General features: G+C 42.6%; 12 protein-coding genes. 2 read left to right on the top strand and 10 right to left on the bottom strand.

Annotation, left to right across the window (positions count from 1 at the left end; all coding sequences use genetic code 11):
* Positions 1-829: 829 nt before the first annotated feature.
* Together C6H66_RS18095 and metK are read right to left on the bottom strand one after the other, a co-directional pair.
* Complete coding sequence (locus C6H66_RS18095; RefSeq protein ID WP_105396294.1) at positions 830-1,354, bottom strand: SprT family zinc-dependent metalloprotease; 525 nt, start codon at positions 1,352-1,354, stop codon at positions 830-832.
* A 148-nt stretch (positions 1,355-1,502) separates the two neighbouring features.
* Positions 1,503-2,675 (bottom strand): methionine adenosyltransferase, encoded by a 1,173-nt coding sequence (metK, locus tag C6H66_RS18090; RefSeq protein ID WP_036810890.1) that lies wholly within the window; start codon positions 2,673-2,675, stop codon positions 1,503-1,505.
* A gap of 651 nt (positions 2,676-3,326) precedes the next feature.
* On the opposite strand from metK, the gene speA reads away from it, so the two are divergent.
* Positions 3,327-5,231: a biosynthetic arginine decarboxylase gene (speA, locus tag C6H66_RS18085; protein ID WP_036810887.1), complete on the top strand. Its 1,905-nt coding sequence runs from the start codon at positions 3,327-3,329 to the stop codon at positions 5,229-5,231.
* Between the two features lie 169 nt (positions 5,232-5,400).
* Positions 5,401-6,324, top strand: coding sequence for an agmatinase (gene speB, locus C6H66_RS18080; protein WP_046397118.1), 924 nt, complete (start codon positions 5,401-5,403; stop codon positions 6,322-6,324).
* Between the two features lie 136 nt (positions 6,325-6,460).
* On the opposite strand, the gene C6H66_RS18075 is transcribed toward speB, so the two are convergent.
* The 8 genes from C6H66_RS18075 to leuB form a co-directional block, all read right to left on the bottom strand.
* The gene (locus tag C6H66_RS18075) at positions 6,461-6,847 is read right to left on the bottom strand and encodes a type II toxin-antitoxin system VapC family toxin (protein ID WP_046397117.1); all 387 of its coding nucleotides are present in this window, start codon (positions 6,845-6,847) and stop codon (positions 6,461-6,463) included.
* Entirely contained in the window at positions 6,844-7,077 is a 234-nt protein-coding gene (locus tag C6H66_RS18070; protein WP_088776098.1) for a type II toxin-antitoxin system Phd/YefM family antitoxin, read from the bottom strand. The genes C6H66_RS18075 and C6H66_RS18070 overlap by 4 nt, the downstream gene beginning before the upstream one ends.
* A 174-nt stretch (positions 7,078-7,251) precedes the next feature.
* Positions 7,252-7,965 (bottom strand): TerC family protein, encoded by a 714-nt coding sequence (locus C6H66_RS18065; protein WP_105396293.1) that lies wholly within the window; start codon positions 7,963-7,965, stop codon positions 7,252-7,254.
* A gap of 91 nt (positions 7,966-8,056) precedes the next feature.
* On the bottom strand, positions 8,057-8,743 hold the full coding sequence (mutH, locus tag C6H66_RS18060; protein WP_105396292.1) for a DNA mismatch repair endonuclease MutH: 687 nt from the start codon (positions 8,741-8,743) through the stop codon (positions 8,057-8,059).
* A gap of 584 nt (positions 8,744-9,327) precedes the next feature.
* A complete protein-coding gene (gene sgrR, locus C6H66_RS18055) occupies positions 9,328-10,989 on the bottom strand; it encodes an HTH-type transcriptional regulator SgrR (RefSeq protein WP_046397114.1) in 1,662 nt (553 codons plus the stop codon).
* Between the two features lie 448 nt (positions 10,990-11,437).
* Positions 11,438-12,043: a 3-isopropylmalate dehydratase small subunit gene (gene leuD / locus C6H66_RS18050; RefSeq protein WP_105396291.1), complete on the bottom strand. Its 606-nt coding sequence runs from the start codon at positions 12,041-12,043 to the stop codon at positions 11,438-11,440.
* Positions 12,044-12,051: 8 nt separating this feature from the next.
* The gene (gene leuC, locus C6H66_RS18045; RefSeq protein WP_046397112.1) at positions 12,052-13,461 is read right to left on the bottom strand and encodes a 3-isopropylmalate dehydratase large subunit; all 1,410 of its coding nucleotides are present in this window, start codon (positions 13,459-13,461) and stop codon (positions 12,052-12,054) included.
* 1 nt (position 13,462) lies between these two features.
* The gene (gene leuB, locus C6H66_RS18040) at positions 13,463-14,554 is read right to left on the bottom strand and encodes a 3-isopropylmalate dehydrogenase (protein WP_105396290.1); all 1,092 of its coding nucleotides are present in this window, start codon (positions 14,552-14,554) and stop codon (positions 13,463-13,465) included.

Below are 14,554 nucleotides of genomic sequence, written 5' to 3'. Positions count from 1 at the left end.
TATTCGAGTTAAAAGGACATTTATTAAATAATGGTTAAAATTAAACTATTTTATAAACAATATTCAGTGGGAGTAGGTGAATTTTTTATAATTAATATTTGTTTGAAAAATATGACAGCCAAAACTACCTCGGCCTTGTGAATTGCTCCCCAAAATCAGACAATTCAAATCACGCTTTCATTAAGGTCCGAGTCCTGTATTTTACTGGACTCAGACCATTTAATTTATACTTGATGCGTAAGCGTGCAGCGAAAAAGGGTAACAGTGTTATGGTCAAGAGAATTTATATTTCAGCTATTAATAACGACTATAATGGAAAAATGATTTTGGTTGATAATTATTTTTTTACAATCAAACATGCGTCTCAATATTATGCTGAAATGATCAAGAATAGCAAATGGAATAATCCAAAGGTTGTATATAATTTGGAGAGCAGTTCTGTTGGTAAGTAAATGTTAATATATTGTAAGATGTAAAAGGTGGTTAATTTATTCTTTATCAGATAGATATGAACTTGGTATAACAATGATATTAGGAGAGCCAGGTAAACGGATTTTTACGTTAAGACTATTTTTCAATTGTCATGAATTTTCTTTTTTCCCTATTCAGGGCCTGTATCTGGTTAACTTTAAAATTAATTATTGCCTTAATTTTCTTTTTATTATCTGGATATTTTAATTTTACTCAAGAAAACTTCTTGCTTTGTTTAAAATTAGGAACTTTGGGAGAGTCTGTTGATAGAATAGAATGTTGATTCATATATTATTGTTAACGTAATTTATATTCAAATACTGGAATAATTAAATCACATTTTTATTGTTATAAATCTTTATAAGTTAGGATTGAAAGAATCTATTGATTTAGCAATAAGCTTTTTCCCACATTTTTGGCAGATATAATGACTCTCTCCTCGCAGAATTTTATTATGGCGTCGCAGGGTTAGTTCATGTTGCTGGCAACTACAATAATAAGTAAAAGTTTGACTGCGTACTGAGTCGATTTTAAATTTGTGTGTACGGTTAGCTGGAATGTTTAGTACTTCTTCCATCATCCAACGCCACTGTTTCCCATGTGGAGGTACTTTCCCAAAGTAGCGATAAATCAATAGATGAGCTAATTCGTGAGGCACAACTTCATCAATAAAAGCTTGTTGGTTTTCAATCAGTAACACGGGATTCAGGCGGATTTCCCAATTTTTTATATAGGCGCTGCCCGCGGTGGTTCCCCGCTGGTGATAATTTATTGTAGGTTCAGGGAAATCACGGTTGAGATATGAGTTTGCCTGTCGCAGTTTTTGCCGCAAAGTATTCATAACGGCTTGTTGTAGGGAAATTGGAACGCTAGCTGATTTCATGTGTTGAAAATAAATAGGTAAGGATTGGTGAATTTTATTAAAAATCCTTGAACAACCGATAGTAATATTTTTAGGGCTCCTTCGGTCGTCAGCTAATGTTAAAAAAGCCCGGTTTAGTTATCCAAACGGGCTTTTCGTATTTATATTTTTACATATTCATCGCTGATAGCTTCAAACCCGCAGCGTCACGCAGTGCTTCTGCTTTATCAGTGGCTTCCCACGGGAACTGTGGACGACCAAAATGACCATAAGCCGCAGTATCACGATAGATTGGGTGTAATAGATCCAGCATCTGAATCAAACCATAAGGACGTAGATCAAAGAATTCACGTACCAGCAGAGTCAGAGTTGCGGTTGAAACTTTTTCGGTACCGAATGTTTCCACCATGATGGACGTGGGTTCTGCAACGCCGATAGCGTAAGAAACTTGAATTTCACAACGATCAGCCAGGCCGGCAGCGACAATATTTTTTGCTACATAGCGTGCTGCATAAGCCGCTGAACGGTCAACTTTGGATGGATCTTTACCAGAGAATGCTCCACCACCATGACGTGCCATACCACCGTAAGTATCTACGATAATTTTACGGCCAGTCAGACCACAATCACCCATCGGGCCACCAATGACAAAACGACCGGTTGGGTTAATGAAATATTTGGTTGTTGGATTTAACCATTCAGCAGGTAGAACCGGCTTGATGATCTCTTCCATGACGGCTTCTTGCAGATCTTTCTGGCTAATATTTTCAGCATGCTGTGTGGAAAGTACAACTGCGTCAACGCCGACAATTTTGTCGTTATTGTATTGGAACGTGACTTGGCTTTTAGCATCGGGACGTAACCAAGGCAGTACACCATTTTTTCGAACTTCGGCTTGACGTTGAACCAGGCGGTGAGCATAGGTGATAGGCGCAGGCATGAGGACATCAGTTTCGTTGGTTGCATAACCAAACATTAGCCCTTGGTCGCCAGCACCTTGTTGCAGGGGATCTTCACGGTCAACACCTTGGTTAATATCCGGTGACTGTTTACCAATGGCGCTTAATACTGCGCATGAGTTCGCATCAAAACCCATTTCAGAATTAACATAACCAATCTCTCGAACTGTTTGTCGCGTAATTTCTTCAATATCAACCCAAGCGCTGGTAGTAATTTCACCACCAACCATGACCATGCCGGTTTTAACATAGGTTTCGCAGGCAACTCGTGCTTTTGGATCTTGTTCCAGGATAGCATCAAGAACGGCATCAGATATTTGGTCTGCAATTTTATCAGGATGCCCTTCGGAAACAGATTCGGAAGTGAAAAGGTATGTGGTCATTATATAACGTTACCTTAAAGTATAATTTCAGTTTGGAAATGGATGGATTAACATCTAGATGGCTATTCTAGGGTAATTCTTATCCATGTGCTAGATTTTTTTAGTTCAGTGAGTAATTTTCATCGAGTGAATGAATAATTTCTTGGTTTAATGAATAATTTCTTGGTTTATAGTCAGTTTTGTTCAATTTCATTTTGCAATTTTGTGTAATTGCGAGTATAAACAGCGGCCGTAGTTGAATGATTTGTGCTACAGACTCGCAGAAAGCTAAATAGCTTCTGTTTCTCAATCGAGAAATGGCTCCTTAAATATGAGTCATGTGTGGGGGTGAATGGGGTAATGAACCATTATCTGCTGATTGCAAATGGCCAACAGCCACACTTGGCGTCGGATGTATCCGCGTCTTTTTCCTTTCTTTTCAATATGTCTTTAATTCGATGTTATCTGTTGCCAGCAAATAGGCCGGGTATGTCGAACAGGCGTGTTGTCACTCGGTAATTTTATCATTGTTTAGTAGTAACTAAACGCTTATTTATAACCTGAGAACATGCTCTTCCCTGATATTTCTCAACACGCGAGAGTATAGCGTTTTGGGTTATTTATTAATTACAGGCGAAGGCGAAAAACTCTAACTCCCTTAAGGAGACTGCCATGAATGATAATATCGCTCGTAAAATGCAACAGACTTATAATATTGCATATTGGGGAGGGAGTTACTACTACGTCAATGATCTTGGCAATGTTAGTGTGTGTCCAAATCCTGATTTGCCGGGGGCAAGAATTGATCTCGCGGAATTGGTGAAAAGAGTTCAGCAGGAGCAGAAAAATTTGCGCTTGCCGGCGCTATTTTGTTTCCCTCAAATCCTGCAACATCGTTTGCGTTCAATCAACGCTGCATTTAAACGTGCTAGAGAGTCATATGGTTATAAAGGCGATTACTTTTTAGTTTATCCCATTAAAGTTAACCAACAACGCCGCGTTATTGAAGCACTGGCCAGTTCCGGCGAACCTTTAGGGCTTGAGGCTGGCTCCAAAGCCGAGCTAATGGCGGTGCTAGCGCATGCGGGCATGACTCGTACCGTTATCGTGTGTAATGGATATAAAGATCGTGAATATATTCGTCTGGCGCTGATAGGTGAAAAGTTAGGTCACAAGGTTTATTTGGTGATCGAAAAAATGTCTGAGATTGCCCAGGTATTGGAAGAAGCTGAACGATTGAATGTGATCCCTCGCTTGGGAGTCCGTGCACGTTTGGCATCTCAGGGGTCAGGCAAATGGCAGGCCAGTGGCGGTGAAAAATCGAAGTTTGGTTTGGCGGCGACTCAGGTGTTGCAGTTGGTTGAGACTTTGCGCGCAGTGGATCGACTTGATAGTCTGCAATTATTGCATTTTCACCTTGGCTCGCAGTTGGCGAATATCCGTGATATTGCAACAGGCGTCCGTGAATCAGCGCGTTTTTATGTCGAGTTACATAAACTAGGTGTCAATATTCAATGTTTTGATGTTGGTGGTGGATTGGGTGTCGATTATGAAGGGACTCGTTCTCAATCTGATTGTTCTGTGAACTATGGGTTGAATGAATATGCCAACAATGTCATTTGGGGTATTGGTGATGCTTGTGATGAGCATGGTTTACCCCATCCAACAGTTATTACCGAATCTGGTCGCGCCCTGACCGCTCATCATACCGTCTTGGTCTCCAATGTTATCGGGGTTGAGCGTAATGAATTTACGCAGACGACGCCACCGGCAGAGGATGCTTCCCGCCCACTCGCCAGTTTGTGGGAAACATGGCAGGAGATGCACTCGGAAGGAAATAGGCGCTCTTTACGTGAATCTCTGCATGATGGTCAGCTCGATCTGCATGATGTTCATACACAATATGCTCATGGCATGTTGGATTTAAAGGAGCGGGCGTGGGCGGAAGAGTTATATCTGAATATCTGTCGCCGTATTCAACAGGATCTTGATCCAAGCAACCGTGCTCACCGGCCAATTATTGATGAGCTGCAAGAGCGTATGGCAGACAAATTCTATGTGAATTTTTCACTGTTTCAGTCTATGCCTGATGCATGGGGCATTGATCAGTTGTTTCCTGTGTTACCCATTGAAGGGCTGGATAAGCCGTTGGATCGCCGTGCGGTATTGTTAGATATCACCTGTGACTCCGATGGTATTATTGATCATTATGTGGATGGTGATGGTGTAGCAGCGACAATGCCGATGCCTGCTTATGATCCTGATTGCCCGCCAATGATTGGTTTCTTTATGGTGGGAGCATATCAGGAAATTCTTGGCAATATGCATAACCTGTTTGGCGATACAGCGGCTATTGATGTTTATGTATTCGATAATGGCGAAGTGACCTATAACCAAAGTGAAGAGGGGGATTCAGTCGCTGATATGCTGCAATATGTGAAACTGGACCCTAACGTACTGATGGCTCGTTTCCGTGATCAAGTAAAAAGCACGGATTTGGATACAGGTTTGCAAGAGCAATTTTTACTGGAATTTGAAAGTGGTCTTTATGGCTACACATATCTGGAAGATGAATAATCTTCTGGTGTTAATTAAGCCTCCTGTATACAGATAATGTTATTTATATAAACCAGATACAGAATGCAGAAAAATGGGGTTATCTCAGAAATACCCCATTTCGTCATGGCATGGGTATTCTGGTATTAAGTAACTTTGTCCTGTCAGGAAACTTTTGAGGATATATCTCATGACAATAAGTACCTTGGGCAACCAACAAGATGACTCTTTGGTTTCAAATGCCTTCGGTTTCCTGCGCTTTCCGTTGAATTTCCAGCCATATTCTAGCGATGCAGAGTGGGTAATTACCGGGGTGCCATTTGATATGGCAACATCAGGTCGTGCAGGTAGCCGCCACGGGCCTGCGGCTATTCGTCAGGTTTCTACCAACTTGGCATGGGAAAGCCGCCGTTGGCCGTGGGATTTTAAATTACGCAATTGTCTTAACGTTGTGGATTGTGGTGATTTAGTCTTCAACTTTGGTGATGCTCAGGATATGAGTGATAAGTTGCAAGCTCATGCTGAAAAAGTGCTGGCTTCCGGTAAGCGTATGCTCTCTTTTGGTGGCGACCACTTTATTACTTTGCCTTTGCTGCGCGCTCATGCCAAACATTTCGGCAAAATGGCTCTGGTTCATTTTGATGCTCATGCTGATACCTATCCAAATGGCAGTCAATTTGATCACGGCACCATGTTCTATCATGCGCCAAATGAAGGGTTGATCGACCCGTATCATTCAGTACAAATTGGTATTCGTACTGAACATGGACGGGACAATGGTTTTACGGTGCTGGATGCTGATCAGGTTAATGATCGTAGTGTGGATGATTTGCTTGCTCAGATAAAAGAGACGGTTGGTGATATGCCGGTTTACCTGACTTTCGATATCGATTGTCTTGATCCGGCTTTTGCACCAGGTACGGGTACACCCGTCATTGGTGGTTTGACAACCGATCGAGCACTGAAATTACTGCGTGGTTTGCAACCGCTAAATATTGTCGGTATGGATGTGGTGGAAGTCGCTCCAGCGTATGATCAGTCTGAAATTACGGCTCTGGCAGGTGCGACTATTGCACTGGAGATGCTCTATTTACAGGCGTCTAAGAAGCGCTAAAGAGCACGTAGTCTTAATATAGCCTTAGGGGATAGTGAGATAAGCTCGTGCTGAGTTGTGGCGCTATCCCCTTGAAACTCGGCTATTTTGATTGATGTAACCTTTATATGCTTTTCTGGATTCTCTTTGTCATTTTTTACATGCGAGCATCAATTAACCGAATATCATATTGAGAGAAAATACTATCGGCTGAAATCAATGTCAGTCCTTCCATCTGAGATTGAACAATTAGCATCCTATCAAAAGGATCACTATGATAGCGTGGTAAGTCCCCTGCGTACTCAGCATGGGAATGGGATATAGGTAGTGGAAAGAAGTTATTCTTCTCCATAGCAATTTCAAAGTCGGCTCTGAAGTCCAGTTTACCGATGGAGCGTTTAATAGATATTTCCCAAGGCGTAACCGCGCTAACATGAACAATGTTTGCCCCTTTGGACAAAATATTCCGAGTAATTGGCCCCAGTTTTGAATTATTGGTGAGCCACCAGATAAAAACATGTGTATCAAGCAACAAACGTTTCACTTGTCACCTTCAAACATGAACTGAATTTCCCGATCTGCATCAAAAAAATCTTCTCCTATGGTAATAAGATCTTCGAATCCTCCAGGAACTCTATTTTGTTGGGTTATTGGTACAATCTGGACATAAGGCTTGCCAGCTTTGGCTATGATGATAACTTCACCACTGACAGCTTTGTCAGCTAGTTGGCTTAAGTTACTTTTAGCTTCATGCATATTTGCTTGGATAGTCATAATAAAGCCCTCATACTTGGCTAGATTAGCTAAGTATAACAAAAAATGCCGAAATAACCGGCAATTTTTTGCTGCATAGAATTGAGATGCCGCAGTGTTGAACTGGGTATCTACTAGTAGCATACTTTTTAAATCAAAGAATGATATTTTCTTAGCGTTATTGTAGCGCTATATCTAATTTCTTTTCTTTTTCCCACGCATGAGATTCAGTGTTTCTACTGCTATTGAGAAGAACATAGCGAAATAGATGTAACCTTTAGGTATATGCACTTGTACGCTTTCCAGAATAAGGGTAAAGCCCACAAGGATTAAGAACGACAGCGCCAGCATTTTGACTGAGGGGTGACGGTCAACGAATTCGCCGATAGGACGAGCGGCTAGCATCATAACACCGACCGCTATGATAACGGCTGCCATCATAATGAATAGGTGATCGGACAGACCAACAGCGGTGATGACTGAATCCAGGCTGAAAATAATATCCAGCAACATAATCTGGATGATGGCTCCCAAGAAAGAGTGAACAGGACGTTTTAGCTCTCCTTCATTGTCACCTTCGATAGCTTCGTGGATTTCTTTGCTGGCTTTCCAGATCAGGAACAGACCACCGAAGAATAGGATTAAATCACGGGCAGAGACATCATGCTCAAAAACTGTCAATATCGGGTAGGTCAGTCGAATAACCCAGGCAATAGATGCTAACAGCGCCAAGCGCATTAGCATTGCTCCCATTAGTCCGATCTTACGTGCTTTATTTTGTTGATGGCTAGGGAGTTTTGCCACAACAAGTGACAAAAAGATAATATTATCAATTCCTAAAACGATTTCTAGAACTGTCAGGGTGGCAAGTGCCATCCAAGCCTGGGGATCAGCAATCCATTCTAACATTGCTTATTAAAACCTTAAGGTAAAAATCCAATTATACGCGCGATTAGGTGTAAGGTAAGTATGCCAATGTAAAAATCAGTCAGAGCTAACGCTAAATTAAGAAATGACGGGCCAATAGAGGAGCCGTGAAATTTTTCCTCAGATAGAACCCGCGAGGTAGAGTCATAATAGGCTGGCCGTGTACTCCTATTGCTTCGGTTAATGCTTTACTGTTAGCCGCTTTTGGACGTAACTGTAATACTTCGCCATGACGGGCGGTAACGCTCTCTACTTTGCCAAGCACGATGAAATCCATCAATTCTTCCCAGTCACGACGCAGTAACTCTTCCTCTTGTTGATTGGGACTCCACAATAAAGGGGAACCAACTCGGCGTTTGGCTAAAGGAATTTCCCGTTCGCCTTCAACAGGTATCCATAGCACTCGCGATAATTTGCGTCTGACATGACAACTTTCCCAGGTAATACCACTGTTCCCTGTTAATGGTGCAACGCAGACAAATGTTGTCTCCAGTGGATAACCTCTTCTGTCCACGGGGATGGTTTTAAGCTCAATACCGATATGTTCGAAATCTTGCTCCGGCTTACTGCCGGCACTCGCACCGAGGTAATATTCTAGCAACATGCCCACCCAGCCTTTATCTCGTTTCAGATTGGGCGGGATAGGTAAATTTGCTTTTGCCGCGAGTTCTCCCATTGATAAGCCAGCCAGAAGGTGGGCGCATTCAAGCAATTGTTGCTCGTTGTCTGGTGGTGGTGGAGGGGAAAAAAGAGTGCTCATTTGGGATATCCGTTTTTTAGGTCAAAAAACAGCCTTAGTTTCTGTGAATAATAAATTTGAGGTTCATACAATAGCTAACAAGTGATAATAGCATGATATACAAACATTTTTTATTGCTGTTTCAAATGTTGTAAAATTGACAGCCGTTCTTGTTCACCTATTGCCGGTAATAATGAACAGGATCTTACACCATGTTATCCACAGTTTTATGGGATAAGTAGACAAAAATGAGATCACTGGTTTGATTTACAGGTTTGACTAACACTTTTTTCTACAAAAACCGCTGTTTTTTGCTTAACTAAAAAGAATAACTTGTGGATAACATGATGTTTGGTTGTTTTTTGTTCTCATCAACTAACGTTGTCCATTATAGCCGTGACTGACGTTAGAAATAACGAGGTAAATAGCTGCTATTTCAATGAAAAATAAATACTATTTCATTTTTTGTCTATAAATTGATAATTCATAATATAAAGCTATACCTGAATTACCCCTGCCTTTTTCACATAGATATCCACAGAAAAAGTGAATAAAAGCGAGTTTGTACACCTGTGTATGTTCATAACTCTGGCCTTTTCTGTGAATTACCCTTCAGATGGGTTGAACCAGGCAGATTTGAAATCAAACCAACCAAAGGTGTTCATTTTGACTCCCCGCATACTTCTCTGTCCCTGTAACTCAAGCCAGTGGTGGAACAGTGGATGCAGCCAATGTTCATCAATTATTTTTTCACACCACTCTTCAAGCGATAACTCTTGTTGTCGCCATTGTGATACTTCTTTACTTAAATCATTACCAAGGCACTTTTTCAATAATGGCATCTCGTACAGCGTAGCGAACAGCGAAAACTCCAGAGGATTATAAAAGTTGGCGGTAGCAAGCCAGAGGTCACTTTCGGTGTTGCCATTGAACCATGTGTCATAATCCACGATGTTGATTTTCAATTCGACGCCGCACTTGGTCAGTATGGCTTGAAGGATCTGGCTGATTGTGTGGTATTCGTGATGTTGATGGCAAAGCGTGACGGTCAGATGGGTAATATCCTCTGGTTTGTTCAATTCAGATATCAGCTTACTGTGATGCCAGCGTAGTAATAAACCATAAGCGGGTGACCAGTGGCGTTGATAAAAGGGGTCACAGTGCGCTAGTAGATTGATCGGTGTTAGCAGGCTGCATAGCCATTGGCGAACCTCTTCTCTCTTACATTTAGTTGAACGATGGTCGTGTAGTAGGAAATAACAGCCTTCTTCTATCCTGCTATCTAACGAGTTATTATCCGTGCTGTCACTTTCCAGATGCAGAGTTGTACAAACCAGTTTCTCGGCGAGTTCCGGTAGAAACCATATGTTCACTTGATCAATCAGCGCCCGAAAGCCAAAGTAATTATCGAAGGCACGAATTTGTAGTTTCTGAGCGCTGTTTTTTATGACCTGGTAAGGACCGGTTCCCACTGGCATACGAGAGAAGTTCGGTAACTTTTGCCACTCTTGAGGCAAGATCATGGCATGTGGGCTGCCGATTAATAAAGGGAGCCAGAGATCGGGTTCTGAAAGAAAAATATCAATCACATAGGGTGTGGGTGTGGTGACTTTTTCAATATGAGAAAAAAGGGGTAGGTTGCGTAATCTTTGTAGCGAAGCAATGACATCCGCCATCTGTAATTCTCTGCCGTGGTGAAAATGGATGGCCGGCCGTAGATAAAATCGCCAATGATTTGAGGATAATTGTTGCCAATGATGAGCTAAGTCAGCTTCTGGTTCCCCATTTTCCTCATTTATGCGGGTTAAGCTATTAAATATCTGCCTGACCAGATGAATTTCAGAACGGCGTAACGGTGAGCCGGGTAGAAGATTAGGAAAGGGGCGATAATAGAGTATCCGCAGTAAGTTTTTCCCCTGACGGAAACGGCGTTCAATCTGGGAGAGTACCATATGACGAACTGTATCTTTATCACCAACCAGTTGGACCAACTTCTCAACGTTATGTTGCTCGAGTAACTCTTCAGCTCGTTGTTGTTGAAGTTCCCATCCATCGCGTAAGAAATTCAGTTGAGAACGTTTCCCTCGACCAGACTCAGCCTGCCACTGTAACCAACCCGCTTTCTGCATATTGTTGAGCAGTGAACGGATATGGCGTTTTGAACAATGCAGTACATTTGCCAGCTCTTGTAATGTTGTTTCAGCCTCTTTTCCTTGATGGTGTTGCCATAATCGAATGAATTGTTGTTGTAAGCGTGAACTGGGCATAAAAGAGGAACTCCAGAGTATTATTCATCAATTTTTATTTCCTTATATTGCGACGATAATTATCCATATTGAAAGTAGCTCAATAGGCCAGGCGAAATCTGGCTTCTCCCCCAATTTTCTTGAGTAATGGTGATTTGCCAGCCAGTAAGAAAACTTACTGGCTTTTTTTCTTATTGTACATTATGTACTCCCCGCTTCTTTTTTACATGTTAGCTTAAAACGAGTAATCATCTGGCATTGATGGCGATTTGTCCAGCCACTATCGCTATTTTATCTGTTAATTTCTTTTAAATGTGATATGGAGTGATTAAATATTAGTTAAGACATTGTATGTGGCTGAAAAGTGACTGCCTGCATGAGTATAGACGTGGTGGGATTGTTCTTGCCTTTGACGTCGATAGAAAAATCCCGTAGTAGAAAACTACGGGATGAATCAGTAAAGGAAAAATTAACGCAGAAAAATCGGTTGTTCCTGCTCGTAGGCTGTTATGGCGTCCAGATGTTGTAATGTCAAGCCGATGCTGTCCAGACCATTCATCATACAGTGACGTCGGAAACTATCGATTTCAAAATCATAATTTTTATTGCCAGCATGAACTTTCTGTTGTTCTAGATCGACAGTAAAACGACAAGCTTTGTTTTGTTGAACCAAATCAAATAGCTCATTGACATCTTTATCGTTCAGTTTTACTGGCAATAACTGGTTGTTGAAAGCGTTACTGTAGAAAATATCCGCAAAACTTGGGGCGATAACCACTTTAAAACCATAATCCGTTAGTGCCCAAGGCGCATGTTCGCGGGAGGAACCGCAACCAAAGTTTTCACGAGCCAGAAGGATACTGGCACCCTGATAACAAGGCTGATTTAATACGAATTCAGGGTTAGGTTTTTGTCCTGCATCATCAAGAAAACGCCAGTCATGAAACAGATGTTGACCAAATCCTGTACGAGTAACTTTCTGCAAGAATTGTTTGGGAATAATGGCATCAGTATCGACGTTTGCCGCATCTAAAGGAGCAACTAAACCGATATGTTGAATAAACTTTTCCATCATTCTCTCCTTTATGACTTCTGTGCTGGATGGCGTATATCGATAAAATGACCATTAATCGCTGCTGCTGCTGCCATCGCTGGACTGACCAAATGGGTGCGTCCACCACGTCCCTGGCGCCCTTCAAAGTTGCGGTTACTAGTAGAAGCGCAGCGTTCACCGGGTTGCAGGCGGTCGTTATTCATTGCCAGACACATGGAACATCCGGGTAAGCGCCATTCAAAACCAGCCTCTATGAAAATTTTATCCAAACCCTCTGCTTCCGCTTGTGCTTGAACAGGGCCTGATCCGGGAACAACGATTGCCTGAACGCCAGGAGCCACTTTATGGCCTTGTGCGATGGCTGCGGCAGCCCGTAAATCTTCAATCCGGGAGTTGGTGCAAGAGCCGATAAAGACTTTATCGATCTTCACATCTGTCAGCTTAATACCGGGTTTCAAATCCATATAAGCCAGTGCTTTTTCAGCAGAGGCACGTTCGACAGGATCACTAAAAGATTCTGGCGCTGGAATGGCTTGATCAATAGCGATCACCTGTCCAGGGTTTGTTCCCCATGTGACCTGCGGAGAGATCTCTTCTGCATTAATCGTAATAACGGTGTCATATTGTGCGTCAGGATCAGATTTCAATGTCTTCCAGTAAGCAACAGCTTGTTCCCACAGCTCTCCTTTTGGTGAGAACTGGCGGCCTTTCATATAAGCAAAAGTCGTTTCATCCGGTGCAACCAAACCAGCTTTAGCACCCATTTCAATTGCCATGTTACATAAAGTCATACGGCCTTCCATGCTAAGCGCTTCAATCGCCTTACCACAGAATTCCACCACATACCCGGTACCACCCGCGCTACCTGTTTTGCCGATGATCGCCAGAACGATATCTTTGGCGGTGATAGCATTACCGACACCACCCATCACTTCGATTTTCATAGTTTTAGCGCGGGCTTGTTTCAGGGTTTGGGTGGCGAGTACATGTTCAACTTCAGAAGTGCCAATGCCGAAAGCCAGTGAGCCGAATGCCCCATGCGTTGCGGTATGGGAATCACCACAAACAATCGTCATGCCCGGCAGGGTTATACCCTGTTCAGGTCCGATGACATGAACAATCCCCTGATAAGGGTGGTTGAGATCATATAATGTGATACCGAATTCGGCACAGTTTTTCATCAACTCCTGCATTTGAATACGAGCCATGTCACCACAGGCGTTAATATCTTTTGTTTGCGTGGATACGTTATGATCCATTGTTGCGAACGTTTTACCTGGCTGGTGCACTGGGCGGCCTTTGGTGCGCAAACCATCAAAGGCTTGCGGCGAGGTCACTTCATGAACCAGATGACGATCAATATAGAGTAACGGGGTTTCATTCGGTACTTCCCGGACAATATGGGCGTCATATAATTTTTGGTATAAAGTTTTAGCCATGTTAAATACCCTCGGCTATATAACGGGCGATAGCGCTGCCCATTTCATCAGTACTAATTGCTTTACCGTTTCCGGCTAAATCTGTTGTGCGATAGCCCTGTTCCAGCGCGTAGTTAACCGCCTGTTCAATCGCATTTGCGGCGTCATTGCGACCTAAGCTGTAACGCAATAGTAAGGCGGCAGACAGGATCTGGGCTATCGGGTTAGCAATACCTTTTCCGGCAATATCTGGAGCAGAACCACCTGCGGGTTCATACAGGCCAAAGCCTTTTTCATTCAGGCTGGCGGAAGGTAACATGCCCATTGAACCGGTAATCATGGCGCATTCATCAGATAAGATATCGCCGAAAATATTAGAGCACAGCATCACATCAAACTGAGATGGATCTTTAATTAACTGCATGGTGGCGTTATCAATATACATGTGATTGATTTCTACATCTGGATGCTCTTTTGCAATCTCAGTAACAACTTCTCGCCACAATACGGAACTCTGCAACACATTTGCTTTATCAATAGATGTAACTTTATTACTACGTTTGCGAGCGGATTCGAAGGCGATACGGGCAATGCGCTCGATTTCAAAACGGTGATAAATCTCAGTATCAAATGCTCGTTCGTATTTACCTTGGCCTTCACGTCCTTTGGGTTGACCAAAATAGATACCGCCGGTTAATTCACGGACACATAAAATATCAAAGCCTTTGGCGGCAATATCACTGCGTAAAGGACAAAATACTTCTAATCCGGCATATAAGCGAGCAGGGCGTAAGTTGCTGAACAGTTTGAAATGTTTGCGTAATGGCAACAATGCGCCACGCTCAGGTTGTTCTGTTGGTGGTAAATGTTCCCATTTAGGCCCTCCCACGGAGCCGAACAATATGGCATCAGCCTGTTCACAACCAGCTATGGTTTTTGCCGGTAGCGGACAGCCGTGGCGATCGATAGCAATCCCCCCCACATCATATTCGCTGGTGGTGATGCGGATATTGAAACGCTTACGGATTGCATCCAATATCTTATAGGCTTGTGCCATAACTTCGGGGCCAATACCATCACCGGGTAAAACTGCAATATGATAATTGTTCGACAT

Source organism: Photorhabdus hindustanensis (genome assembly GCF_002968995.1).
In the GTDB taxonomy this organism is placed as follows: Bacteria; Pseudomonadota; Gammaproteobacteria; order Enterobacterales; family Enterobacteriaceae; genus Photorhabdus; species Photorhabdus akhurstii.
The sequence above is the reverse complement of the archived record's forward strand: the minus strand, read 5'-3'. Positions and strand labels throughout refer to the sequence as shown.